Source organism: Nibricoccus aquaticus (assembly GCF_002310495.1).
Taxonomy (GTDB): Bacteria; Verrucomicrobiota; Verrucomicrobiia; order Opitutales; family Opitutaceae; genus Nibricoccus; species Nibricoccus aquaticus.
Window position 1 is genome coordinate 2,467,253 of the sequence record NZ_CP023344.1, and the last position, 25,248, is coordinate 2,492,500.

Sequence of the window (25,248 nt, forward strand, 5' to 3'; positions counted from 1 at the left end):
CCATCGGCGGGAAATGACTACCAGCCGCCTTTGCGGGAGGGGGCGGGGGTGGGGGAGGCGAAGGGCTGGCTGTTGATGGTGACGTTTTTGGCGGTGAGGTTTTTCACGATCTCGCCGAGCTCGAATTTGGAGTCGGTGACGGTGAGAGTCACGTTTTCGAGGGTGATGCCGTCCACGGTGTCGATGGAATTGGGATTCAGGATACCGAGGGAACCATAGCGACCGGTGACGTTGCGGACGGTGATGTTTTTCGCGACGGAGGGCTGGAGCGGATAGCCTTTGAGGTCGAAGAACTGGGTCCAGGGTTTCACGTCGAAGAGGCGGCCGCCGGTGCTGTCGAGGGTGAGGTTTTCAAAGAGGAGGTTTTCGTAGAGCTGGGGTGTGTCGGGGCGCATCTTGAGGCGGACGATGTTGTTTTCGCCGCGGATGGTGCAGTTACGGACGGTGACGTTGCGGACGATGGTGGCTTCGCTGCCGCAGGTGAGGACGCCGTGGCCGGAGCCGAATTCGCAGTCTTCGATGAGGATGTTTTCGACGGGCGGGGAGGATTCGTCCTGGAGGGCGAGGGGGCCTTTTGTCCCCTTTAAGGCGATACAGTCGTCGTCGACGGAGATTTTGCAGCGGCGGATGGTGACGTTCTGGCAGGAGTCGATGTCGATGCCGTCGGTGCTGGGGGCGCGGATGACGGAGCCCTGGCCGGGGGAGGCGATGTCGAGGCCTTCGAGGACGACGTCGCGGCAGCGGTAGAGGTGGACGTTCCAGAAGCCGGAGTCGCGGAGGGTGAGGCCTTCGATGCGGACGTCGGTGCAGGTATCGATGAGGAAGAGGCGGGGGCGCTCGATTTCGAGATTGGTGAGGTTGCGGTTTTCTTTGCGGCGCTGCCAGAAGGCGGCCCAGAAGAGGATGCCGTTGCCGTCGATTTTGCCGGAGCCGGTGATGCGGACGCCGGTGAGGTTTTGGGCGTTGATGAGGGCGAGACGCCACTCGGGGAAATGTCCCTCGATGCGCGTGGGGCGCTTCGGGTAGCCGGCGATGTTGTTGGAGCCGAGGAGAACGGCGTCGGCGGGGAGGTGGAGCTCGACGTTTTGTTTGAGGAAGATCGAGCCGCTGCGGACGGTGCCTTTGGGGAGGACGACGCGGCCGCCGCCTTTTTCGTGGGCGGTGTCGATGGCTTTTTGGATGGCCTCGGTGTCGAGCGTGGTGTCGTCGGCGGTGGCGCCGAAGTCGGTCACGGGGAAGTCGGCGGCGTGGAGAGAGACGGTGCCGAGCGCGAGTGCGGTGACGCAGAGAGCGAGGCGGTGGAGCGGGCGGACGCGGAGAGAGAGAAGGCGTGTGCGTGGCATGACGGAAAGAGGGAGGAGGGTTTAGCGAGAGGCGCGCGTGGCGAGCGGGCGTTTTGGCGGACGGGTCGATTGGGGGGCGGGACAGAGACGGAGCGGGTCAGCGTGAGGATTGTTCTCGGAGGAAGGCTTGCAGTGCTTCGAGGTTGCGGCGGGCGCCGGGATGAGAGGGATCGAGTTTGATCGCGTGGCGGAGTGTGGTGGCGGCTTCAGTATAGCGGCCGGTTTGAGCGTAGAGGACGCCGAGGTGGGTGAGGAGGTCGGCGGTGGGCGGGCTGAGTTTGAGGAGGGCTTCGAACTGAGTGATGGCTTCGGGGGTGCGGCCGGTTTCGGCGTAGGCGGAGCCGAGGCTGAAGCGGGTTTGGGGGAGGTTGGGGTCGAGCTGAAGGGAGAGTTCCAGTTTCTGAATACCTTCGGCGGTGCGGCCGGTGAGCATGAGGCAGGTGCCGAGGTTGGAGTTGAGGCGTGGAGATCGGGGGAAGGTAATGAGGGCTTTTTCGAGAATGGGGATTGCCTCGGCGGGGCGGTCGCTGCGGCGGAGCCAGGTGGCGTAGTTGCTGAGGAGGCCGCTGTCGTCGGGAGCGAGGGCGAGGGCTTGGGCGAAGTAGCGGCCGGATTCTTCCATGCGGTCGAGGCTCATCAAGGTGGTGGCGAGATTGAAGGCGTTGACGGCACTGCGGGGGTCCAGCTCGTAGGCGCGGCGGTAGGACTGGAGTGCTTTTTCGAAATCGCCGAGATCGGTGGCGGCGTTGCCTAGGGCAGTGACGCAGAGGATGCTGTCGGGATTGAGGGAGACGGCGCGCTCGAGGGATGCGACGGCCTCGGGGAGACGGCGGAGTTGGACGAGGGCGCTGGCGAGGTTGCGGTGGGCGTCGGCATGGGTGGGCAGGTAGCGGATCGCTTCGCGGGAATAGTGCGTCGACTCTTCGAAGCGGTCGGCGCGGAAGAGTGCGGAGCCGAGGTTGGTGAGGGCACGGACGTTGTCGGGGAGGCGGGTTACGGTGTCTTCCCAGAGGGCGAGTTCGGAGCGGTAGTCGTGATTGCGGTGGTGGGTGCGGACGCCGGCGGCGAGGAGGAGAGCGGCGAGGAGCGGGAAGGTGGCGCGGGGGAGGAAGCGGTAAAGGAGGAGGGCGACGGGGACGGCGAGGGCGGCGAGCGGGAGGTACATGCGGTGCTCGGCGGCGGTCTGGGAGGAGATGGGGATGATGCTCGAAGTGGGGGCGAGGATGAGGAAGAGCCAGGCGAAGGCGAAGCCGGCGAGGGGCCAGCGGCGGAGGGAGAAGATCGCGAGGCCGAGGAGGGAGAGAATGAAGAGGGCGGAGGGGATGACGACGTGGGTGGTTTTTTCGAGGATGGCGCCGTAGTCGAAAATCAGATTCGCGGGCCAGACAGCGCGCCAGAGATAGCCGGTGATGGCGGGGGCCTGGGTGAGGGCGTATTCCCACCAGGCGACCTGGGCGTAGCCGACGGTGGTGCCGCGTCCGCCGCTTTGGAGGATGCAGGCGAGGAGCAGGAGCCAGGTGGCCGCGAGGGAGAGGTGGAGTTTTTTATGGTTTCTCCAGGCTGCGGAGAAGGAGCCTGAGACGAACGTGCGGTCGTAGAGGAAGACGATGAGTGGGGCGGAGGCCATGACTTCCTTCGAGGCCATGCCGCAGAGGCAGGAGATGATCGTGAGCGCGGGCCAGAGGCGGAGGCGTGTGAGCGAGGGCGCGGGAGGAGTTGGTGTGGAGGCGGGAGTTTTTTCGACGGTGCGGATGAAGCCGTAGAGTGTGAGGAAGTAGAAGAGGCCGACGAGAGATTCGGCGCGTTGAACGATGTAGGTGACGGATTCGGTCTGGAGCGGGTGGAGGGCCCAGAGGGCGGCGGCGCACCAGGCGAGCGGGGTGGCGTGGGTGGAAAAGCGGGGAGCGAGCGCGGGCTGGCGGAGCGTGCGGCGGATGACGGCCCAGAGGGTGAGGGTGGCGAGGGCGTGGATGAGGAGGTTGGCGAGGTGGTAGCCGGGGAGCGAGGTGCCGTGGAGGGCGTAGTTGATCGCCAGTGACAGGTTGAGCAGGGGACGTCCGCTGGTGGTGATGCCGCTGCCGGAAGGAGGGAGCCAGGCGGTGGCGAGGGATTTGATGGTGGGGTTGAGCTCGATGGAGTCGGCGTCGTCGAGGAGGAAGGGGACGTGAAAGGTGTTGGAGTACGCGGCGAGAAGCGCGGCGAAGAGGAGGATGGAGCCGAGGACAAAGGCGGCGGGGGATTCCCAGAACGAAGTGGGCGGCGGTGGCGTGGGGGCGCGGGGCTGGGGGGTGGAGGCGGGCATGGGTCGGAGGGAGAGCGCAGCGTTGGGCGGCGGGGGAGTCGAGGCGGTTTGCGCGCGGAGCGCGTGAGCGGTGAGCAGGGCGGGAGTGTGGCGATGGAGAGGGGACTTGCGCGGCGGGTTTTTTCCTGCGGCGAATAGCGGGCGATGCTGCAGAGGATTCTTATTGTGGAAGACGAGCCGACGATCGCGGACACGCTGGTGTACGCGCTGAAGACGGAGGGCTTCGAGCCGGTGTGGCGGACGACGGGGGCGGAGGCGCTGATGGAGCTGGAGGGTGCGCAGCGGCCGGGCGGGGCGTTTGCGTTGGTGGTGCTCGATGTGGGATTGCCGGATGTGAACGGGTTCGAGCTGTGCAAAAAGATCCGGGCGCAGTCGGCAGTGCCGGTTTTGTTTCTCACGGCGCGGGCGGATGAGATCGACCGGATTGTGGGGTTGGAGATCGGTGGGGACGATTATGTGACGAAGCCGTTTTCGCCGAGGGAAGTGTGTGCGCGGGTGAAGGCGATTTTGAGGCGGGGCGGGGTCGTGGCTGCGAAGCCTGCGCTGGAGGAAGGGTTGGCTGCGTCGTCGGGGAAAAGAGAGCTAGCGGCTGCGGCAGGAGCGGTGAAGACGGACGAATTTTTCCATGATCCGGAGCGGTGCGAGGTGAAGTTTCGCGGGCAGCGGCTGGAGCTGACGCGTTACGAGTACCGGCTTTTGAAGACGCTGCTGGGGCGGCGGGGGCGGGTGTATTCGCGGGATGAACTCATGACGCAGGCGTGGGAAGATCCGGGGGCGAGTCTGGATCGGACGGTGGACGCTCATATCAAGACGCTGCGGGCGAAGCTGCGAGCGGCGGCAGTGGCGTCCGGTCTGTCGGCGGAGGCGCTGGAAAGCGATCCGATCCAGACGCATCGCGGGATGGGGTATTCGTTGCGCGGGTAAACGGGTCATGACGCTGCGCACGAGAATCATGCTGGTGTACCTGCTCGTGGTGGGTGGCGGTGTTTATTATCTGGTGACGCGGGGGCTGGAGGAGTTGCGGCCACGTTATCTGGAGTCGATGGAAGTACCGCTGGTGGATGCGGCGCATTTGCTGGCGCACGCGGTCGGAGTGGAGGCGGTGGAGTCGGACGCGATCGATGCCGGGCGCGTGAAGGCGGTGCTGGAGGGAGCGTTTGCGCGGCGGTTCGCGGCGAAGGTTTATTCGATCACGAAGACGCGGGTGGATTTGCGGGTGTATGTGACGGATGCACGGGGACGGGTGGTGTACGACTCGGACGGCGGGCGGCAGGTGGGGGAGGATTTTTCGCAGAGGCGGGATGTGGCGCGGACGTTGCGGGGCGAATACGGGGCGCGGGCGTCGTACGATGTGCCGGTGGATGAGAAGGCGCTGGTGCTGTATGTGGCGGCGCCGGTGCTGTCGGCGGACGGGGCGACGGTTGGTGTGCTCACGGTGGGAAAGCCGGCCGAGAGTGTGGACGATCTGGTGCGGGCGGCGCGGACGCGGCTGGCGGTGGCGGGTGCGGTGGGCGGCGGGTTGCTGGTGGCGCTGGGGGTGGCGTTTTCGATCTGGATCGCGACACCGCTGGCGCGGCTGACGCAGTATGCAAGGGCGTTGCGCGATGGGAAACCGGCGAAGCTGCCGAGGCTGGCGGGGCGCGAGGTGGGGGAGTTGCAGGTGGCGTTTGACGAGATGCGGGCGGCGCTGGACGGGAAGGCGTATGTGGAGCGGTACGTGCAGACGTTGACGCATGAGATCAAATCGCCGCTGTCGGCGATCCGCGGTGCGGCGGAGATCTTGGCGGAGAATCCGCCGGAGGAGGCGCGGGAGAAATTTGTGGGGAATATCCGCGCGGAGACGGGGCGAATTCAGCGGATTGTGGATCAGCTGTTGCAGCTGGCATCGCTCGAGGCGCGGAAGGCGCGGGCGGAGTTTGCGGAGGTAGAATTGGTATCGCTCGTGCGCGAAGTGGTGGATGCGGCGCAGGCGGGGGCGCAGACGCGCGGGGTAAGTTTGGAGTTTGAGGCGGGAGCAGGGCGTTTGCCGGTGAGGGGGGATCGCGGGCTTCTGGCGCAAGCGGTGTCCGCGCTGATTCAGAACGCGCTGGAGTTCACGGCGACCGGCGGGCGAGTCCGTGCGTTGGTGAAGGGTGAGTCAGACGGGAACGCGGCTGTGTGTATCGAGGATTCGGGCACGGGGATTCCGGACTTCGCGCTAGGGCGGGTGTTCGAGCGGTTTTATTCGCTGCCGAGGCCGGGGAGCGGGGTGAAGAGCACCGGGCTGGGATTAAGTCTGGTGCGGGAGATCGCGCATTTGCACGAGGGCGAGGCGGCGGTGGGGAATAGGGCGGAGGGCGGGGCTTGGGCGGAGTTGAGGTTGCCGCGGCGGGGTAGTTAGGTGCGGCTGGTGGGAAGCGGTGAGGTGAGTCGCAAAGACGCGATCGCGCGAGGGTCGGGCGTTCGTTTACGCGGGCGCGAGTGAACTGGAGTCGCGCATTGGGCTGCTTGGTCCGTCGGGGCAGACGGGATCAGCGGACCTGCAGGCGGAAGAAAGCGGCGGGGTCGGCGACGGTGAATTCCAGCTCCAACTCGCCGGAGGCATTGATGGAGGTCGTGCCAACAGTGAAGGGCAGGGGGGTGAAATGGGTGAGGTCGGTGGATTTTTCCACGGCCATGGTCAGTTTCCATTTTCCGGTCACGGAATCGCGTGTGATCACTGGCGCTCCGGCGGTGAGCGTCTGGAGGTCGGTCGAGCGGTAGAGCGCGTAGGCGATCGGGTTCGTGGTGACATCGGTCTGGCCGGCGGTGCGCGAGGCGGCGATCTGGGCGGAGGTGAAAAGGCTGTAGGTTGCGGGAGCGCCGGTGACGTCGGAGCGGCCGACGAGGCGACCGGCGTCGTATTGGGCGGTGACTTGGGCGGAGGTGAAGAGGTCGTAGGTGGCGGGTGAGCCCGTGACGTCGGAGCGACCTAGGAGGCGGCTGGCATCCACCTGGGTCTGAACCTGCGTGGCGGTGAAGAGATCGTAGGTGTTGGGAGCGCCGGTGACGTCGGAGCGGCCGACGAGGCGGCCGGCGTCGTATTGGGCGGTGACTTGGGCGGAGGTGAAGAGGTTGTACGTCGCGGGGGAGGACGTGACGTCGGTGCGGCCGGTGGTGCGATTGGTGTCGTACTCGGTGAGGGTGAAGAGGCTGGCGTTGTTCAGAAACGCGGTGACGAGGGCGGGTTGGGCGACCTGCCAATCGAAGCCGAGGGCGGCGAGGTTGAGCTCGGCGAGGTCGTTGAGGCCGTCGCCGTCGGTATCGGTGGTGGCGGAGAGCGGGGTGACGGTGACGGAGACGCCGGTCAAGGTGGTGGAGGTGACGGAATTCCCTGCGGTGTCCTGATAGCTCAAGGTAACCGTATATGTCCCGGTGGGGATGGAGGAGGCGTGAAGGGCGCGGTCGTAGGTGAAGGTGCCGGACTTGGCGTTCGCGAGGGGAATCACGGTGGTGGTCGTGCCGTTGCTGAAGGTCAGTTTCACGGTGCCGCCGTAAGGGGTCTCTGGAAGCGTGTAGGCGATGGCGCTCCCATCGACGATGGCTGCGTTGTTGACCAGGTTTGTGATGCTCGGGGCCAGGGTGCCGGCATCGTATGCCATGTAAGGCAGCGTCACGCCGGTGGCCGTGTGGTTGTTGGCATCCCGAAAGGCGAAGGAGACGGTGTAGGTGTCGTCGGGCAGGGAGGGGGAGGTGGTGGAAATGATTCCTACGCTCGGGATTTTCGAGCGGTCGAAGACGAGGCTATTGTTCCGTATGAGGTTTGGCATGGTCACCACCACGGTCGTGCGGCCGGTAAACGTGATCTTGGCGGTGGTTGCGGCGTAGTTTTCGGGTATCGAGTAGTAGAAAGTGGCGAGGTTCGTGCCCAAGGTGAGGACATCTCCTTTGAGGGCTTCGGTGGAGGTGACCGTGGCGGAGGTGGGACCCGGCGTAATGTCCGCATAGGTGGAGCCGCCCGAGGTGGTCGCGAGCTTGAAGCTGTTGGTGGTGACCGTGCCGACGTAGTACGTCGTGGACGGCAGGAGATTGGTCCCGGAAATGGTCACCGCTGTGTTGGCGGCCAGGCCGTGGTTCGCAAAGGTGATGACGTCGGTGGCCGGGGCGATCGTGACATCCGTAGCGGCGGAGAGGGAACGTATCGTGCCTGACGCGATGTCCGCGAAGGTGGAGCCGCCGGAGGTGGTCGCGAGCTTGAAGCTGTTGGCGTTAACCACTGAGACGTAGTAAGCCGTGGTGGATAGGAGGTTGGTCCCGGTAATGTTCACCAACGTGTTGGCCGCCAATCCATGACTCGTGAAGGTGATGACATCGGTCGCGGGGTCGATGGCGACCGGGCCGGAGAGGGAGCTGATCGAGCCTGTGACCCCGGGCGTGAAATCCGCGAAGGTCGAGCCGCCGGATGTGGTCGCGAGCTTGAAGCTGTCGGTGTCGATCACCGAGACATAGTAGGGTGTGTTCGACGTTAGATTGGTGCCGGAAATGGAGACCTCCGCGTTGGCCGCGTAGCCGTGACCCGCAAGGGTGATGACATCGGTCGTGGCGTCTATTGCGATCGTGGTGGGTGCGGAGAGGGCGCGTATCGTTCCTGTGGTGCCTGTCGGGAAATCCGCGTAGGTGGACCCTCCTGGAGTGGTCGCGAGTTTGAGGGAACTCGCGTCGATCGGGGAGGCGTAGTAGGTCGTGTCCGGCAACAGATTGGTCCCGGAGATTTTCACGGCTGCGCCGGCGGTCAGCAAGTGACAGGGCACATTGATGGTCCCGATGGTCCCGGGGGTGATGTCCGCGTAGGTAGAGCCGCCGGAAGTGGTCGCGAGCTTGAAGCTGTCGGTGTCGATCGACGAGACGTAGTAGGTCGTGGTCGATGGCAGATTGGTCCCGGAAAGGGTCACCTCGGTATTGGCTGCCAGGCCATGATTCGTGAGGGTGATGACATCGGTCGCGGGGTTGATTGCGACGGGGGCTGAATCGGGGGAGTAAGTGATCGTGCCGCTGGTGCCCGGGGTGATGTCCGCGTAGGTGGAGCCGCCGGAGGAGGTCGCGAGCTTGAAGCTGTCGGTGTCGATCGACGAGACGTAGTAGGTCGTGGCCGATGGGAGATTGGTCCCGGAAAGGGTCACGGCCGCATCTGGCGCCAGGCCATGGTTTTTGAGGGTGAGGACGTCGGTTGCCGGATTGATTATGACCGGGGAAGTGCCGGCGGGGAGTGAGACCACGTCGGTCGCCGGATCGACGGTGAACGAAACGGGGGTGTAGGAGAAGGTGGGCGGCAGCGCGCCGGTATCGACCGTGACGTTCGACGCTGTGTTGGACCGCACGATCACGCCGGTGGTTGTGCGGGTGTATTGGGCATAAACGCTGTAAACCCCGTCGGGTGGGTTCGGGGTAACCGCGACACCGGAGGCGTTAATCTGAGTCACGGCTTTGCCTTCGGTGTTTAGCTGCGTGACGGCTCTGAACAAGGCGTTGCTAGTCGCCGTCGAGGGATTGAAGCTGAACGATTGCGACGCTGAGACGCTGAACATCGTCATCGTCCAGGTGGAGCCGATCGACGCGGTCGAATACCCGGAGACGTAGGTCATCACCAGCCGGACGGAGTTGATGCCACCGGCTTCGCCGGAGATCGAAAAAACGACGGCCATGTTGTCGATGGCACTCCCTCCGGTGCTGGGCGCGCTCAGTGTCATCGTCTGGCTGAAACCGGTTTGGCCGATGGCGAATAACCAACACCAGGCCAGCAGGTGGAGCCAGCCGGCGGTGGCCCGGCGGGGCGGTGCGAGGTGTGAGGGCGGACGGGGCTGCTGGCGGAAACTGAAGGTTTTCGGCTCGGCGTGCTCGGGGAGTGCCAGGAGGGGCACGTTAGAGGAGGGATGGGCGAGGCGCGGGTACGGGTGAAGCCGACGGAAGAATCGAGGCATGTGGTGGTTGGAGCGGCCCCAGCTATCGTTACGGATGCCGGCAACTGTAGGGGTGAATTGGATATTGGTCGTTTCGTGTTAAGGGGGGTGCGGAAAGCGGTTTCCAGAGGGGTGTGTGCGGAGATTAAACAAGGTTCCCGGGTGGGAGCGCAGGGCCTGCGCGCGGAGCAAAGGCGAGGCGGCCGGGAGAGAACGGGCGTGGTGGCTGGGCCATGCTTTGCGGGCGGCCGGGGCAGGGTGAACGGACTCTTGGGATTTCATCGCGAGTTCATGGAGGGTTCACATGGGCTTCATGAAGTGCGGGCAGAGTGGCGGCATGGATGCTTTCTTTCGTGGGGAATTGGATTTTCGAAACGGCTGGCGTGCGCGGGAGCGGATGCGGCTGGTCGTGGCGTGGGTGATCGGGCTGGCGCTGATGGCGCTGGCGTTGAGTGGGGCGGAGCCGGAGCGTGCCGGGTCGCCTTACTTTGCGGTGAAGGGCGCGGAGAGGGGTGTGGATGCGTTGCCGCTTAAGAGCACGGATGTGCAGGCGGTGCTGGTCGGGCCGATCGCGGAGGTGCGGGTGACGCAGGTTTATGCGAACGAGGGCGGCGTGCCGCTGGAGGCGCGGTATGTTTTCCCCGGGTCAACGCGGGCGGCGGTTCATGCGATGACGATGACCGTGGGTGGCCGGAGGATCGACGCGGTCATCAAAGAAAAGGGCGAGGCGCGGAAGACGTATGAGAAGGCGAAGAGCGAGGGGCGGACGGCGGCGTTGCTCGAGGCAGCGCGGAGCAATGTGTTTGAGATGAATGTCGGGAATATTCTGCCCGGCGATGTGGTGACGGTGGAGCTGCGCTATTCGGAGATGATTTCACCGGAGGAAGGGCGGTATGAATGGGTGTTTCCGACGGTGGTGGGGCCGCGGTATGCGGGGACGGCGAAGAGTGAAGAGGGAAGGGTGAAGCGTGAAAACGGAAGCGGGGGAACAGAGGCCGGAAGCCAGGTGCCAGAGGGCGGAGGGCAGGCGTCGGAGGACGGACGACTCGCGGGCGCTCGTCGCTACGTGGGGGCGGGGGAGGAGCCGGTGTTTACGTTGGAGGTGGAAATCGTGACGGGGGTGCCGGTGCGGGAGGTGACTTGTGGGACACACAAGGTCGAGACGCGGACGGAAGGCGGGCGGACGCGGGTGGTGTTGCCGGTGACCGAGGACGCGCAGATGAACCGGGATTGTATTTTGCGGTATCGGCTGGCTGGCGACGCGATCGCGGGCGGGTTGATGGTGGATGAGTGGAAGGGGGAGAAGTATTTCATGCTGACTCTCCAGCCTCCGGCGCGGGTGACGCCGGCGTTCGTGCCGCCACGGGATTTTGTTTTCGTGGTGGATGTGTCGGGGTCGATGCACGGGTTTCCACTGGAGACCGCAAAGAAGCTGATGAGCGAGTTGCTGATGTCGTTGCGGGAGGCGGACTCGTTTAACGTGCTGCTATTTTCTGGTGGGAGTCGCGTGCTGTCGGGCGAGCCGGTGGCGGCGACGCCGGAGAATATTGCGGCGGCGCTGGCGATGTTGGGGCGTCAGCAGGGAGGTGGGAGCACGGAGTTGCTGCCGGCGTTGAAGGAGGCGCTGGAGCTGCCGAAGCGCGCCGGGGTGTCGCGTAGTGTGGTCGTGGTGACGGATGGTTATGTGATGGTGGAGGCGGAGGCGTATGCGCTCGTGCGTGAGAAGCTGAGCGAGGCGAATCTGTTTTCGTTTGGGATCGGGAGTTCGGTGAATCGTGAGCTCATCGAACGGCTGGCGCGGGCTGGGCGGGCGGAAGCGGCGGTGATCGAAGGTGAGGCGCGGGTGGTGGAAGAGGCGGCGAAGTTTCGGGCGATGATCGAGTCGCCGGTGCTGACGCAGGTGCGGACAGAGTTTGTGGATTTCGCGACGCGGGAGGTTTTCCCGCAGGTGCAGCCGGATGTGCTGGCGGCGCGACCGCTGGTGGTGATCGGGAAATTTTCCGGAGAGGCGGCGAGTGATGGAGCTGGTGGGAAGATTGTGGTGAAGGGATTTTCCGGAGGCGGAGTTTGGGAAGGAAAAGTCGATGTGGGTGGCGCGGTGGATTTGCGCGGGAGCGGGGTGCTGGCGCAGTTGTGGGCGCGGGAGCGGCTGGAGCAGTTGCGTGATTTGCATGCGGTGGGCGATGAGCCGGTGAAGCGGAAGGAGGAGATCGTGGCCTTGGGGCTGAAGTACAATTTGCTGACGCCGTACACGTCGTTCGTGGCGGTCGACACGGTGGTGCGGAAGGCGGCGGGTGATGATGCGCAGAAGGTGGATCAGACGGTGGCGTTGCCGGAGGGGATGAGCGCGGGCGAGGGTGTGCCGACGACGCCGGAGCCGGGTACGGTGACGTTGATGGTCATGGCGGCGCTGGTGGTGGCTTGGGGTGTGTGGAGGGAACGCAAGCGGGTGCGTGGGCGTTCGCGGGATAATGCAGGGCACGGAGGATCGATGTGATTCACGCAAAGACGCGAAGCCGCGAAGAAGGCATCGGCGTGGCGGCCGGGGTGGCGGAGAAGTCCGTCGGGGCGATGCGTCTTTGGCTGGGCGCGTGGGTGGTGGGGGTGAATTGGGAGGTGGTGCGCTGGTATGTCGCGAGGTTGGGCGATGGCGGGGATGAACCGTTGGGAATCGTGGCGCTGGTGGCGGCGGTGTTGATGACGCCGCGGGCGGTGTGGCGTGCCCGGATGTCGAATACGGCGCTGGTGTTGAGTGCAGGGCTGGCGTTGGTGGCGGTTGTCGGGTCGGGGTTTGTGCCGATGCTGGTGCGTGGGGGATTGGTGGCGGGGGCGCTGGGCGTGGTGATTGCGGGCGGTGGGGGGGCGTGGGGGCGAGCGGGTTTGCTGGGGTTGTCGCTGCCGCTGATGGCGACGGCGCAGTTTTATGCCGGATATCCTCTGCGCGTGCTGACAGCGGAGCTGGGCAGGCCGCTGTTGTGGCTGGCGGGCGTGGCGACGGAGCGCAGCGGCGTTTTGTTGAGCTGGGCGGGAGGAGAAGTCGTCGTGGACGCGCCGTGCAGCGGGGTGCGGATGCTGTGGGTGGGGGTGGTGCTCGCGTGCGGGCTGGCGGCGTGGCGGCGGGCGGGTGTTGGGAAGACGGCCGCGTTGCTGGTGCTGGGCGTGGGCGGAGTGGTGGCGGGAAATGCGGTGAGGGCGGCGGTGCTGTTTCTCACCGAGAGCGGTGTGTGGCCGAATGCGGCGTGGGTACACGAGACGGTGGGCGCGGTGATTTTCGGCGCGGTGGAGATGGGGCTTTGGGTGTGGGCGGGGCGGGGGAAGGGTGAAGAGAGAAGGGTGAAGGGTGAAAGGGCGGAGGTGGGAGGATGGAGGTTGGGCCGTGGTTTTATGTGGATCGGATGGGTGTCGGTCGGAGTCGCGGTGCTGGTGTTTGGTGGCGCGGTTGGGAATCGGGCGCGTGGAAACGGCGCGAGTGCGGTCGCGGAAAACGCGGTGGAGGCGGAGGCGGGATGGCCGGAGTTTTTTGAGGGGGCGCCGTTGATGCCGGTCGGAAAGAGCGAGCGGCTGGGGGATATGGTGGGCGGGCTGGCGGGAGAAACGCGGGTGTTCACGCAGAGCGGGCGCGTCGTGTTATTGCGGAGACTGCGGGCGGCGTCGCGGACGGTGCATCCAGTGGCGGATTGTTTTCGGGCGTGGGGTTTTCGCGTGGCGGGGCAGCGGTTGGTGAAGGACGAAGGTGGAGTTTTATGGAGTGAATTTGAGGCGGAGCGCGGGGCGGAGTTTTGGCGGGTGCGGGAGCGGTGGCGGGATGAGCGGGGGAAGGTTTGGACAGATGTGTCGGCCTGGTGGTGGGCGGCGCAGGGGGCGGAGGCGCGCGGGCCGTGGTGGGCGGAGGCGGTGATGGTGCGGGGTGACGAGGTGCGATCTTAACGATCACGAGATTCTATATGCATCTCTTAGCTGAAGTCATGGACAAGGAGCCGGCTTTGCCGGAGCTATTTTTGCTTCCGGTCGTCGTGGGCTTATTTTCCTTCCTCCTAATCCGATGGTCCCGCTGGTTCTTTTTGCCCGGATTTCTACTCTCATTTTTTCTCTGGTGGGCTGTCACATCGGAGGTTCGGGATCCTTATGTCGGGCCTGCGATTATCCGTGAGGCTAGATTTTTTTATGTTTGGTGCGCTTACGTCGCAGCATCCATTCCGGCAGTGCTTGCTCTGCTTGGGCTGATTTTTCCTCGAAAACGCCTTCGAAATTACGAGCGCAATTAAAAGAGGCTTTGGGACAGCAGCTGATTTCACCGCGAGTTCATGGTGAGTTCATCCGGGCTTCATGTTGCGCAGTGAAGATGGGTGGATGGATACAGCCTCTTCTTTGGTTTCGGCGAGTCGTGGGTGGTTTCAGCGGCGCGCTTTGTTTTTCAAGGTCATCGGCGTGGGGATTTTTGGGCTGCTGCTACTGATCCCGCTCGGAATGGTGCGGTCGGTTTTGTGGGAGCGGCAGATGCGCTCTGCGGAGGCGGTGAATTCGATCACGGAAACATGGGGGCGGTCGCAGCGGATTCTGGGGCCGGTGCTGGTGGTACCTTACACGTGGAAGGCGGAGTTTGAGGAGACGACCGTGGTCGAGGGGCGTCGGGTGAAGGAGATGAAGACGGCGGAGTTTTCGTCGGAGGCGTTTTTCCTGCCGGAGAAGCTGCAGGTCGCGGGCGACCTGGAGATGTCGGAGCGGCGGCGGGGGATTTATGCGGTGCCGGTTTATGCTGGGAAGCTGCGGCTGGCGGGGACTTTTATTCGGCCGGAGTTTGGGTTTACCGGTGTGAAGAATCCGCAGCCGCAGTGGGAGCGGGCGCGGGTGAGTTTTGTGTTGAGCGATCTGCGAGGTGCGCGTGAGGCGTTGGTCGTGAACTGGGCGGGGAAACCGGCGGCGTTGCAGCCGGGGGCGCAGCTGGCGGGCTTCAAGAAGGGGGTGAGTGCGGGCGTGGTGGTCGATGCGCTGGCGGCTGAGCAGACGTTTTCATTGGAGCTCACGATGAATGGGAGCGAGGCGTTGACGGTGGTGCCGTTGGGGCGGGAGACGACGGTGGCGCTGACGTCGAACTGGCCGGATCCGAGTTTCATGGGGGCGTTTTTGCCGGTGAAGCGGGAGATCGGGACGGAGGGTTTTTCGGCGGAGTGGGCGGTGTCGTATTATGGGCGCGATTTCCCGCAGCAGTGGACGACGCGCACCGGTGAGCGCGCGCCGGAGGAGGAAATTTTCGCGCAGTCGGAGTTTGGCGTGAAGCTGGCGCCGGCGGTGAGCGCGTACCGGACGGTGGAGCGGGCGATCAAGTATGGGGTGCTGTTTGTGGCTCTGGTGTTCACGGTGTTCTTTTTGTTCGAGGCGGTGTGCGCGTTGAAACTAAACGCGCTGAACTATCTGCTGGTGGGGGCGGCGCTGTGTTTGTTTTTCCTGGGGTTGCTGGCGTTGTCGGAGGTGGCCTCATTCGAAAATGCGTACGCGGGTGCGGCGGCGGCCTCGATGGTGCTCATCGGGCTGTATGGCTGGCGGGTGTTGCGGAGTGCGTTTCGCGCGGTGCTGGTTAGTGGGATGCTCGGGGGCGTTTATGCGTATCTGTTTTTCGTGCTGCGCATGGAGGACATGTCGCTGGTGGCGGGTACGGCCGGGCTGTTCGTGGTGCTGGCGGCGGTGATGTATGCGACGCGCGGGCTGCGGACGGAGGTGAAGGCGGAAGAGACGGCGGCGGGTGCGGCAGATGTGGGCGTGGCGCGGTAAGGCGTGGCTGATGGGATTTGCCGTTGCGGCGGGAGGGGTGCGGCGGTGAGTCTCGGGCGATATGGAGCTTTTTGAGATCAAGGCTGAGATTCCCGTCTTCGCGGCGGATGAAACGGACAATGTGCTGCTCGAGCTGGGCGTGGAGGGCTGGAGTTTGCTGGAGGACGCGATTGCGAAGCGGGCGTGGATTGTGGGTGTGTTCACGAGTGCCGAGGAAGCGGATACGCGGTGGGAGGAGTTGCGGCCGATGTTGCCGGCGGAGCCGTTGAGCGAGCCGGAGCGTCGGGCATTGGGGGATCGCGATTGGAAGGATAGCTACAAGGCGCATTTCAAGGCGTGGAAGTTTGGCCGTTTGCACTGGGTGCCGATCTGGGAGCGCGAGGCGTATGCGTTGCCCGCGGGTGAGGTGGCGATCTGGCTCGATCCGGGGCTGGCGTTTGGGACGGGAAATCATGAGACGACGCGGTTGTGCATTGAGCGGTTGATCGCGCTGGAAGGGAAAAGCGCGAAGTCGATGGCGCGGGTGATCGATGCGGGGTGCGGGTCGGGGATTCTGGCGTTGTCGGCGGCGAAGCTGGGTTATGGGAACGTGGAGGCGTTCGATAACGATCCGGAGGCTGTGCGTGTGAGTGAGGAGAACGCAGCGATGAATGGCGCGGCGGGGGCGGTGAAATTTTTCACGGGCGATCTGGTATCCGGCCTGGCCGGACGGCAGGCGGAGATCGTGCTGGCGAACATCCAGGCGGATGTGCTGATGCGGTTCGCGAAGGAGCTGATCGGGGCGGTGGCGCCGGGCGGGGCGTTGATCCTCAGCGGGATTCTGGCGCATGAGAACGAGCAAGTGAGGGCGGCGTTTGTCGCGGCGGCGCCGGGCTGGACAGTGGAGGCGCGCACGATGGGCGAGTGGTCGGATGTGCTGCTGGTGCGGCCAGTTTGAGCGGGGCTAGCGGACGTTCAGCTTATGTTTCCTTGCCCGGTTTCTTCCCGGCAGCGGGCCCTTGGTCGTGTCGCAGTTTTACTCTGTTTGCTGAGGGCGGTTTCCGCTTCGGCCCAAACTTCCATGGAGGAACCGCAGCGGCTGGATCCGCTCGTGGTTTATGGACGCGGGACCGATCTGGTCGGGACGGCGCGTGGAGCGTCGGAGGGATTTGTCGGCGCGCATGAGCTGGCGGTGCGGCCGTTTTTGCGACGGGGTGAATTGCTGGAGGTGGTGCCGGGGGTGGTGATCACGCAGCATTCGGGGGGCGGGAAGGCCAATCAGTACTTTTTAAGAGGGTTCAACCTCGATCACGGGACGGATTTCTCGGTGTCGGTCGAGGGGATGCCGGTGAATATGCGGAGCCATGCGCATGGGCAGGGTTATGCGGATTTGAACTTCGTGATTCCGGAGCTGGTGGAGAGTGTGGGCTACCAGAAGGGGCCGTTTTTTGCGGAGGTGGGGGATTTTTCGTCTGCGGGGGCGGCGGAGTTCCGGCTGGTGGATGAACTCGCGGACGGGTTTTTGAAGCTGGAGGCGGGCGAGAATGGGTATGGGCGAATCGTGGTGGCGGATACGCTGATGGAGAATGGGGGATTGAGGACGCTCGGTCTGGAGATGGCGCAGGGCGACGGCCCGTGGGAACGGGAGGAGAATTTCCGGAAATGGAACGTGTTCGCGCGGCAGCTCTGGAAAGCGGGCGACCGGACGTTTTCGGTGACTGCGCTGGGGTACTCGGGGAAATGGGATTCGACGGATCAGATTCCTTTGCGCGCGGTGGAGGCGGGCGAGATTGCGCGGTTTGGGTTTGTTGATCCGTCGGATGGTGGTGAGAGCCAACGCGTGAGTTTGTCGTTCGATGCCGAGGTGACGGGTGCGGACGCGACGACGTCGGTGAATGTGTACGCGATTTATTATCGGATGAATTTGTTCTCCAATTTTTCTTACGCGCTCGGCGATGAGGAGAATGGGGATCAGTTTAATCAGAGGGACCGGCGGTTTGTTTTTGGCGGCGAAGCGAAGCGCGAGTGGAAGAGTGAAATCGCGGGTAAGCGCTTGGAGTGGAGCGCGGGTGTGCAGGCGCGCTACGATGCGATTACGGAGCTGGGGCTGCATCTGAGCTCGGCGCGCGAGCGGGTGGGGACGGTGCGCGATGACGATGTTAATGAGGCGAGTGTGGGCGTTTTCGCGACGGGCACGCTGCACGTGAGCGAGGCGCTACGTGTGAATGCGGGGCTGCGGGCGGATGGGTATCGTTTCGATGTGGAAAGCGACAATACACTCAACTCGGACGATCGCACGGCCGGGATGGTGAGTCCGAAGTTCGGCGTGGTGTTCGGGCCTTGGAAAAAGACGGAAGTGTATGCGAACGCGGGGTATAGTTTTCACAGCAATGACGCGAGGGGCACGGTGATCGCGGTCGACCCGGTGAGCGGAGATCCGGCGGAACGGGTGAATCCGCTCGTGCGCTCTAAGGGAGCGGAAGTGGGCGTGCGGACGTCGGCGGTGCCTGGGCTGGTGAGCACGCTGTCGTTTTGGGGGCTGGATCTGGATTCGGAGCTGGTGTTCGTCGGCGATGCGGGCGGGACGGAGCCGACGGGGGCGACGCGGCGTTATGGGGTGGAGCTGGCGAATTTTTACCGGGCGGCGAGCTGGTTGACGCTGGATGCGGATCTGGCGCTGACGCAGGCTCGGTATCGCGATGCGGAGATCGGCGCGGGTGGCGCGAAGGAAGATCGGATCGCGAATTCTATCAGCCGCGTGGTGACGGCGGGTGCGAGCGTGGAGGCGCCGGGCGGGTGGTTTGGGGCGTTGCGTGTGCGGTATTTTGGGCCGCAGCCGTTGATCGAGGATAACTCGGTCGTGGCGCCGTCATCGACGACGTGGAATGGGCGCGTGGGGTGGCGATCGAAGAGCGGCAGCGGTGGGAATGAAGGGTGGGAGGTCGCGGTGGATGTGCTGAATGTTTTCGACCGGGAGAACTATGACATTGCGTACTTTTATGAGTCGCGGCTGCGGTCGGAGGCGTCGGGCGTGGCGACGGAGGATATTCATTTCCATCCGGCGGAGCCAAGGACGGTGCGGGTGAGTGTGACGAAGCGGTTTTGATGTGAAGCGGAAAGCGGGCGGTGGGGTGGCGGGAGGGAGAGGGGCGGATTTTTTTAACCACAGATTTCACAGATGGGGGGCGGATAGCGGAGTGATTTTGGACAGGCTTAAGAGGATTAACAGGATTGGGCGGTGGCGGATTTTAAGTGGGAGGCGGCGAGCATGGCGTCTGTGCGGGGGGTGGCGTCGGCGATGAGTTTTTTGATGAGGTCGGCTTCGGGGAGGTTGGCCCAGTAGCGTTTGGGCATTTCGCGGAGCATGGCGTTTATTTTGAGGCGGGCGGGGTTGAAGATGCTGGCGTAGTAGGTGAGCCAGAGGGGTTCGAGGGTGTCGGCGGTGGGGGCGTCGGTGCGGGGGACGCCGGGGGATTCGCGGAGGGCGGTGCCGTCCCAGTGGATGCAGCGGCGGGGGGAGAGGATGGACCAGTTCATCGAGGCGAAGCGGCGGCGGAAGAAGGGGGCGCCGAGGGCGATGACGTCGTGTTCGGGTTCGTACCAGGCGATGTAGTGGTCGGCGCCGGTGTCGGTGCGGACCTGACGGAAGCGGACGAAGGCGGTGAGTTTGTGGAGTTCACGGCGGACGGCTTTTTCCCAAGTGCGGAGGGTGTGGACGTCGGGGTCGGTGAAGAGGTGGAGGAGCTGGGGTTCGCCGTGGGTGAGGCGCCAGAGCACGCGGTAGAGGATTTCCCAACGGTTGGGGGCGGCGTGGGCGGCGACGAGGCGGGCGAGGGTGGGGAATTCGCGGGGGACGCGAATAGAGCCGCTGGTGTGCGATGGTGAAGACGGATTTTCGGAAGGGACCACAGAGGGCACGGAGCTCGGACACGGAGGGCACAGAGAGTCGGGAGTGGGAGACGGTGATGGGGGAATTTGAACTGAGTAAGGGGCGGAGTTTTCGGAGACGAACCATAGGGAGAATTCGTCGGGGGAGAGCCAGAGGACTTGGTCGGGGGGATGGCTCTCGGTCAGGAGGGCGCGGGCGGTGTCGGTCCACGTAAGGTAATCTTCGGGAGTCGGGATGCTCTGCATGTGGGTGGGGAGCGGAGGGGAGAGACGAGGAGCGCGTGATTGTTGGCTTGGGGTAAGCCGTCGAGATGATCTGTCGAAAGCGGCGTCGAGCCGCCGTACTCCATAATCAGAGGAGGAATTCGAGTTGCTCGGCGGGTTTGGTGAAGCGGGCGCGGAGGTTTTCGGAGTCGAGGCCGAGGCGGTGGGGCGAATGGTCGGCGGCGATGATGAAGGGGAGGGCTTCTTTGAGGTTTACGCGGAGGCGGGCGAGGTCGGTGAGGCGCAGGGCGGTGAAACGGCGGAGTTCGATGATGCGGTCGGTGTTACGGACGCCGAGGCCGGGGATGCGGAGGAGCTGGGCGCGGGAGGCGCGGTTGAGGTCGACGGGGAAGAGGTGGCGGTTGCGGAGGGCCCAGGCGAGTTTGGGGCTGAGGGTGAGGTCGAGCTGGGGGGCGTCGGCGGGGGCGATCTCGTTGACGGTGAAGCCGTAGAAGCGGAGCAGCCAGTCGGCTTGATAGAGGCGGTGTTCGCGGAGGAGCGGCGGGGATTGGAGGGGGAGGGCGGTGGAGGCGTCGGGGATGGGGCTGAAGGCGGAGTAGTAGACGCGGCGGAGTTTGTGGGTGCGGTAGAGGGTGTCGGCCGTGCGGAGGATGGCGTCGTCGGTCGTGGGCGTGGCGCCGACGATCATTTGGGTGGATTGACCGGCGGGGGCGAAGGGCGGGGGAAGACCGGAGCGGGGGCGGTTGGAGGCTCGTGAAGAGACGGAGGTGGAGGTTACGAAGGGAGAGAGGAGTGGAGAAGGCCTAGGGGTTTGCGAAGAGGTGGGGAGCGAGGAGTGGGAGAGCGGGGAGAGGCTTGGATGGGAGGAAAGCGGGGTGGCGGGGGAGGTTGTTGAGAAGAGGGTTTTTTCGGGGTCGGTGATGGGCGATGCGAGAGGGGTTGTTGTAGAGCTGAGCGGGGAGCGTTTGGGTCGGCGGTCGGCGGCGGAGGCGTCGATGTTTTTGGCGATGCGGCCCATCATAGAGTCGATGCCTTGCCAGTTTTTTTGCGGGGCGAGGCGGTTGAGGTCGGCGGTGGTGGGGAGCTCGATGTTGATGCTGAGGCGGTCGGCGTAGCGGCCGGCTTCGGCCAGGAGTTCGGGGGAGGCTTCGGGGATGGTTTTGAGGTGGATGTAACCGGCGAAGCGGTGCTCGGTGCGGAGTTTGCGGGCGACGGTGACGACTTGCTCCATCGTGTAGTCGGGAGAGCGGATGATGCCGCTGGAGAGGAAGAGGCCCTCGATGTAATTGCGGCGGTAGAAGCCGAGGGTGAGGTCGACGACTTCGTCGGGGGTGAAGCGGGCGCGGGGGACGTTACTGGAGCGGCGGTTGATGCAGTAGCTGCATTCGTAGGTGCAAAAGTTGGTGAGGAGGATTTTGAGGAGAGAAACGCAGCGGCCATCGGGGGTGTAGCTGTGGCAGATGCCGTTGGAGGTGGAGCCGAGTCCACCGGGGGCGGCGGCGCGGGCGGGGGCGCCGCTGGAGGCGCAGGAGGCGTCGTATTTCGCGGCGTCGGCGAGGATCGCGAGTTTGCGGGAGATTTCCACGCGTGCAGCTATGTTCGGGTGAACATGCGAAGCAAGCGATGAGGAGGATTTTTTAACCGCAGATGGACGCGAATCCACGCGAATGGGGGGACAGAAATTTGGACAGGATTAAGTGAATTTACAGGATTGAGTGGAGACGGAGCGGGGTGGGAGTTTTTGGGCATGAAAAAGCGCGCTGGGGTGAGCCAGCGCGCTTGGGAAGCTGAGTGTTTTCGGAAGAGTTAACCGGTTAAACGAAGAGGTCCGAGGGGGTGCGGTTCATGAAGTCTTCCATGTAGGCGGTCGTGGCTTTGCCCTCGATGAAGACGGGGTCGGCCATGATGGCTTTGTGGAGCGGGATGGTGGTCTTGATACCGCGGATGAGGTACTCGCTGAGGGCGCGGTAGCTGCGTTCGAGGGCGACTTTGCGGGTCGAGCCGAAGCAGATCAGTTTGCCGATCATCGAATCGTAGTACGGCGGGATGTTGTAGCCGGAGTAGGCATGCGAATCGACGCGGACGCCGTGGCCGCCGGGAGCGTAGTAAAGGCCGATGGTTCCTGGGGATGGGGCGAAGTTGCGGGCGGGGTCTTCGGCGTTGATGCGGCACTCGATGGCGTGCTTCTCGAACTTGATGTCGCTCTGGTCGAAATCGAGTTTCTCGCCGTTCGCGATGCGGATTTGCTGCTTGATGAGGTCGATGCCGGTGCATTCCTCGGTTACGGGATGCTCCACCTGGATGCGGGTGTTCATCTCGATGAAGTAATAATTTCCCTTCGCATCGACAAGGAACTCGATGGTGCCGGCATTCTCGTAGGCGGCGGCTTCGGCGGCCTTGATGGCGTGCTTGCCCATCTTTTTGCGGAGATCGGCGGTCAGGAAGGGCGATGGGGACTCTTCGATGAGTTTTTGGTGGCGGCGCTGGACGGAGCAGTCGCGTTCGCCGAGGTGGAGAACTTTGCCGTGGGAGTCGGCGAGGATCTGGAACTCGATGTGGCGGGGCTTCTCGATGTATTTTTCGATGTAAACGGCGCCGTTGCCGAAGGCTTTTTCGGCTTCGTTGCGGGCGACGTGGTATTCCTTGGCGAAGGAAACGTCGTTGTGCGCGATGCGCATGCCACGGCCGCCACCGCCGGCGACGGCTTTGATGATGACGGGATAGCCGATCTTGCGGGCGGTTTTGACGGCTTCGGTCTCGGTTTCGACGGGACCATCGGAGCCGGGGACGATGGGGACGCCGACTTTGCGGACGGTGTCCTTGGCGATGGCCTTGTCGCCCATCATCTTGATGGATTTCGACTTGGGGCCGATGAACTTGATGTTACAGGACTCGCATTGCTCTGCGAATTTGGCGTTTTCCGAGAGGAAACCATAGCCGGGATGGATCGCGTCGACGTCGCCGATCTCGGCGGCGCTGATGATGCGGTCGGCGCGGAGGTAGGAGTCGGAGCCGCGCGGACCGCCGATGCAGATGGCTTCGTCGGCGAGCTGGACGTGGAGCGACTGGACGTCAGCCTCGGAGTAAACTGCGAGGGTTTTAATGCCCAACTCGCGACAGGCGCGAACGATGCGGAGGGCGATTTCACCGCGATTGGCGATGAGGATCTTTTGAATCATAAAGACGACGAAACCACTAATCCCCGCTTTCGGGCGCTCTTTCGGCGAAGCGAGTTGGAGCGCGGAGCAGCGTTAATTAGTGGTTTTTGAAGGTTTAGGGTTAGCCCTGTTTAACTTTGAGGAGGCGCTGGCCGTATTCGACGGGCTGGCCGTTTTCGACGAGGGTCTCGAGGACCGTGCCTTTAACTTCGGCCTGGATCTCGTTCATGATCTTCATGGCCTCTATGATGCAGACCACGGTGGTCTCGGTGATCTTGGCGCCGTTTTCCACGAAAGACTTACTTTCGGGCGATGGGGAGCGGTAGAACGTACCGACCATCGGGGACTTGATGTAGATTACACCAGGTTCGTCGCCTGCGGGAGCGGGGACGAGCGTGATAGGCGCTGCGGAAGAGGCGGTCGGGGCGGCTGTGGGGGCCGATTCAGCGGGAAGCGCGTATTGGGTAGCGCGAGGGGCTGAAACGACGGGAAATTCGCCACGACGGATCTTCAGTTTGAAGCCCTCTTCTTCGACTGCGAACTCGGTGAGTTCGGAGCGCGTCATGAGGTCGATGATTTGTTTGATCTGTTTTAGGTCCAAGGTGGGCTTGGGTTGAGTTGGAGCAGGTACGGCTCTGTTAGTAGTCGAACCTGAGGGGGTCGTTCAAAAGAAGTTTTCGAAACCAAGGCAATCACTGATTTCTTGGGGAAAATCGCTGAAAAATCTAAAAAAAGGCTGGTTTTTTGCGAAAATCTCGAGGTTTTGGCGATTTTCTGAGACGCTAGCTTTCGCAGAAAACGCGAAAAAAGTGGGGCGTTGCGATAAGGGAAGAGGGCAGTCGCCAGAAATAATCTAATGGCGACTGCACTGCTCGGAATCACACGAGATCAGCTGACGGTGACCTGAAGGCCGGTCGGGGAGATTGCGAAATCGATGAAGCGGGCGCGCGGGTTAGGCGGAGAGGCTTCGAGTTTTTCGCGGATGCGGCTACCGGATTCGGAGTTTTTGGCGCAGATGAGCATGTAGCCGCCGCCGCCGGCCCCGAGGAGTTTGCAGGCACCGAGGTCGTCGCCGCAGGTGGCTATGATGCGTTCGATCTCGGGCGTGGTGGTGCCGGAATCGAGCTGCTTGTTGAGCTCCCAGGAGCGGGCGATGGCGCGTTGGACGGCGTGGGTGTCACCGCCGTGAAGGTCTTGATAGAGGTGGCGGGCGTTGGCGCGGATGGCTTCGAGGGTGCGCAGGGTTTCTGCGCGGCCGAGGAACATGTCGCGGACAATTTCCTGGAGGATGCCTTTGGCCATGCGAGTCGCTCCTGTATAATAGAGGAGGAGCTGGCGGTTGAGGATATCGGGGCCGACGAGTTGGGTGGGGAGATAGCGAATCGAAGGCTGCTGGGTCGCGCCGGGCTGGGTCTCAATGAACTTAAGACCGGGGAAGAGCGCGCCGGCCTGGTCCTGCCAGCCGCCGCCGGTGGTGAGGAGTTGTTCGACGCCGAGGACGCGGTTGTAGAGATCGAGATCGTCCCAGCCGAGACCGCAGGCGCGATTGAGCGCGCCGAGGATGGTTGCGGCGAGAATCGAGGACGTGCCGAGGCCGGAGCCTTTAGGGACGGCGCTCAGGAGGGAGATTTCCAGGCCGCCGCCGAGGGATTTGAGTTGGGAGCGGAGGGTTCGGTGAGGTTTGCCGGCGAAAAACTCCGGGAGAAAGCCGGCCATTGCTAGTGCCGCTTTGGGGAGGCTGAAGTGACCTCGGGGGTTTCGGAAATCGGCGAGCTCGTCGTAGGTGTTAACGGTTTCGGAGGAGCCGAGATCGATGGAGCGGAGCTGGAGGCAGGTGTCGGTGGTGGGGCGGACGAAGACTTGGATGGGGGGCTGGCCGTTGAGGAGGACGGCGACGTTGAGAACGGAGCCGCCGGCTTGGAGGCAGAAGGGCGGGGTGTCGGTCCAGCCGCCAGCGAGATCCAGACGCACGGGGCTGCGGCCCCAGACGATTTGGTCCTCTTTGAGGGAGCGTTGTGGGATCATCTTCGCCAGCTGGCGCGAAGTGACCATGGCGGTTTGAAGCTGAGCGAAACCCTCGCGAGTGAGCGCGGCACGAGCTTCGCCTTCGACGAGCTCTGAGAGCAGTAATGTGAAGCGGGCTTGTAGCTCGGGTTTGCGGACGGCGGCGGCGATGGCGGAGCGATTTTTGCGAAGCCAGCTGGCGAGTTGAGGAGCTTCGTTGCGGCAGAACGCGGCGAGTGCGGCACAGTCTTGTTCAAGGACGCTGGTATCGCCTTGGTCGATGAGGCGCTGGAAGTCGGCTTTGAATTGCTCGGCGTAGCCGGTGCTTCGTTGGGTGAAGTAGCGTTCGAAGTTGATCTGCTCAGAGATCTGCCGGGCGGAGATGCGCGATAGATTTTTTAGTTGGAGGCTGATTTCGAGATCGGGTTGATCCGCGAAAAACCAATCGAGCCACGCTTGTGAAATATCGCTGGCTGGCACGAGCGGATAGAGCGGCAGATCGAAGACGTCCTGTTTCTCGACCGGAAACCCGCGAGCGGCCAGCCACTCAGCGGCATCACGTCCGCAGATAGTGCCACCTGCGCCGGGCAGACCCCGGTAAGAATCGTCGATGTGGTAGGGTCGAAACACATAGGCGGTTTCGGCAACTGCGACGACATCGACGC

General features: G+C 63.7%; 15 protein-coding genes (1 of these 15 running past the window's edge). 7 read left to right on the forward strand and 8 right to left on the reverse strand.

Annotation, left to right across the window (positions count from 1 at the left end):
• Window positions 1-17: 17 nt before the first annotated feature.
• A complete protein-coding gene (locus CMV30_RS10030; RefSeq protein ID WP_096055898.1) occupies window positions 18-1,343 on the reverse strand; it encodes a glycoside hydrolase family 28 protein in 1,326 nt (441 codons plus the stop codon).
• A gap of 97 nt (window positions 1,344-1,440) precedes the next feature.
• Complete coding sequence (locus CMV30_RS10035) at window positions 1,441-3,645, reverse strand: tetratricopeptide repeat protein (RefSeq protein ID WP_096055899.1); 2,205 nt, start codon at window positions 3,643-3,645, stop codon at window positions 1,441-1,443.
• A gap of 144 nt (window positions 3,646-3,789) precedes the next feature.
• Here CMV30_RS10035 and creB point away from each other — a divergent pair, with 144 nt between their 5' ends.
• Together creB and creC are read left to right on the forward strand one after the other, a co-directional pair.
• Window positions 3,790-4,569, forward strand: a complete 780-nt coding sequence (gene creB / locus CMV30_RS10040) for a two-component system response regulator CreB (RefSeq protein WP_096055900.1) — start codon at window positions 3,790-3,792, stop codon at window positions 4,567-4,569.
• A 7-nt stretch (window positions 4,570-4,576) separates the two neighbouring features.
• Window positions 4,577-6,025 (forward strand): two-component system sensor histidine kinase CreC, encoded by a 1,449-nt coding sequence (creC, locus tag CMV30_RS10045; RefSeq protein WP_096055901.1) that lies wholly within the window; start codon window positions 4,577-4,579, stop codon window positions 6,023-6,025.
• A 130-nt stretch (window positions 6,026-6,155) separates the two neighbouring features.
• Here creC and CMV30_RS10050 read toward each other — a convergent pair whose 3' ends face one another.
• Window positions 6,156-9,521 (reverse strand): beta strand repeat-containing protein, encoded by a 3,366-nt coding sequence (locus CMV30_RS10050; RefSeq protein ID WP_096055902.1) that lies wholly within the window; start codon window positions 9,519-9,521, stop codon window positions 6,156-6,158.
• Window positions 9,522-9,897: 376 nt separating this feature from the next.
• Here CMV30_RS10050 and CMV30_RS10055 point away from each other — a divergent pair, with 376 nt between their 5' ends.
• From CMV30_RS10055 to CMV30_RS10075, 5 genes are all read left to right on the forward strand, one after another.
• Window positions 9,898-12,057 carry a VIT and vWA domain-containing protein gene (locus tag CMV30_RS10055; RefSeq protein ID WP_217494373.1) on the forward strand — a complete coding sequence of 720 codons (2,160 nt, stop codon included), beginning with the start codon at window positions 9,898-9,900 and terminating at the stop codon, window positions 12,055-12,057.
• Window positions 12,054-13,487, forward strand: a complete 1,434-nt coding sequence (locus CMV30_RS10060; RefSeq protein ID WP_096055904.1) for an archaeosortase/exosortase family protein — start codon at window positions 12,054-12,056, stop codon at window positions 13,485-13,487. Before CMV30_RS10055 ends, CMV30_RS10060 begins: the two co-directional genes overlap by 4 nt.
• 399 nt (window positions 13,488-13,886) lie before the next feature.
• Window positions 13,887-15,329: a cell envelope integrity protein CreD gene (gene creD, locus CMV30_RS10065; protein WP_096055905.1), complete on the forward strand. Its 1,443-nt coding sequence runs from the start codon at window positions 13,887-13,889 to the stop codon at window positions 15,327-15,329.
• Between the two features lie 61 nt (window positions 15,330-15,390).
• Entirely contained in the window at window positions 15,391-16,266 is an 876-nt protein-coding gene (locus tag CMV30_RS10070; RefSeq protein ID WP_096055906.1) for a 50S ribosomal protein L11 methyltransferase, read from the forward strand.
• Between the two features lie 123 nt (window positions 16,267-16,389).
• Window positions 16,390-18,414: a TonB-dependent receptor gene (locus CMV30_RS10075; RefSeq protein ID WP_175414817.1), complete on the forward strand. Its 2,025-nt coding sequence runs from the start codon at window positions 16,390-16,392 to the stop codon at window positions 18,412-18,414.
• 116 nt (window positions 18,415-18,530) lie between these two features.
• Here CMV30_RS10075 and CMV30_RS10080 read toward each other — a convergent pair whose 3' ends face one another.
• The 5 genes from CMV30_RS10080 to CMV30_RS10100 all read right to left on the reverse strand — a co-directional run.
• The gene (locus CMV30_RS10080) at window positions 18,531-19,442 is read right to left on the reverse strand and encodes a TIGR03915 family putative DNA repair protein (RefSeq protein WP_096055908.1); all 912 of its coding nucleotides are present in this window, start codon (window positions 19,440-19,442) and stop codon (window positions 18,531-18,533) included.
• Window positions 19,443-19,548: 106 nt separating this feature from the next.
• Window positions 19,549-21,006 (reverse strand): putative DNA modification/repair radical SAM protein, encoded by a 1,458-nt coding sequence (locus tag CMV30_RS10085; RefSeq protein ID WP_096055909.1) that lies wholly within the window; start codon window positions 21,004-21,006, stop codon window positions 19,549-19,551.
• Between the two features lie 229 nt (window positions 21,007-21,235).
• Entirely contained in the window at window positions 21,236-22,600 is a 1,365-nt protein-coding gene (gene accC, locus CMV30_RS10090; RefSeq protein WP_096055910.1) for an acetyl-CoA carboxylase biotin carboxylase subunit, read from the reverse strand.
• Between the two features lie 100 nt (window positions 22,601-22,700).
• Window positions 22,701-23,180: an acetyl-CoA carboxylase biotin carboxyl carrier protein gene (gene accB, locus CMV30_RS10095; RefSeq protein ID WP_175414818.1), complete on the reverse strand. Its 480-nt coding sequence runs from the start codon at window positions 23,178-23,180 to the stop codon at window positions 22,701-22,703.
• A gap of 287 nt (window positions 23,181-23,467) precedes the next feature.
• Window positions 23,468-25,248: the 3' portion of a bifunctional fucokinase/fucose-1-phosphate guanylyltransferase gene (locus CMV30_RS10100; RefSeq protein WP_096055911.1), read on the reverse strand. Its footprint extends 1,165 nt past the window's final position; 1,781 of the gene's 2,946 nt are visible here — the last part of the coding sequence; its start codon lies beyond the right edge, outside the window; the stop codon is at window positions 23,468-23,470.

Excerpts from the sequence above, each read along its gene's own strand:
- CMV30_RS10030 (WP_096055898.1), bottom strand. The coding sequence starts at position 1,343 with ATGCCACGCACACGCCTTCTCTCTCTCCGCGTCCGCCCGCTCCACCGC.
- CMV30_RS10035 (WP_096055899.1), bottom strand. The coding sequence starts at position 3,645 with ATGCCCGCCTCCACCCCCCAGCCCCGCGCCCCCACGCCACCGCCGCCC.
- creB (WP_096055900.1), top strand. The coding sequence starts at position 3,790 with ATGCTGCAGAGGATTCTTATTGTGGAAGACGAGCCGACGATCGCGGAC.
- creC (WP_096055901.1), top strand. The coding sequence starts at position 4,577 with ATGACGCTGCGCACGAGAATCATGCTGGTGTACCTGCTCGTGGTGGGT.
- CMV30_RS10055 (WP_217494373.1), top strand. The coding sequence starts at position 9,898 with ATGGATGCTTTCTTTCGTGGGGAATTGGATTTTCGAAACGGCTGGCGT.
- creD (WP_096055905.1), top strand. The coding sequence starts at position 13,887 with ATGTTGCGCAGTGAAGATGGGTGGATGGATACAGCCTCTTCTTTGGTT.
- CMV30_RS10070 (WP_096055906.1), top strand. The coding sequence starts at position 15,391 with ATGGAGCTTTTTGAGATCAAGGCTGAGATTCCCGTCTTCGCGGCGGAT.
- CMV30_RS10075 (WP_175414817.1), top strand. The coding sequence starts at position 16,390 with ATGGAGGAACCGCAGCGGCTGGATCCGCTCGTGGTTTATGGACGCGGG.
- CMV30_RS10080 (WP_096055908.1), bottom strand. The coding sequence starts at position 19,442 with ATGCAGAGCATCCCGACTCCCGAAGATTACCTTACGTGGACCGACACC.
- accC (WP_096055910.1), bottom strand. The coding sequence starts at position 22,600 with ATGATTCAAAAGATCCTCATCGCCAATCGCGGTGAAATCGCCCTCCGC.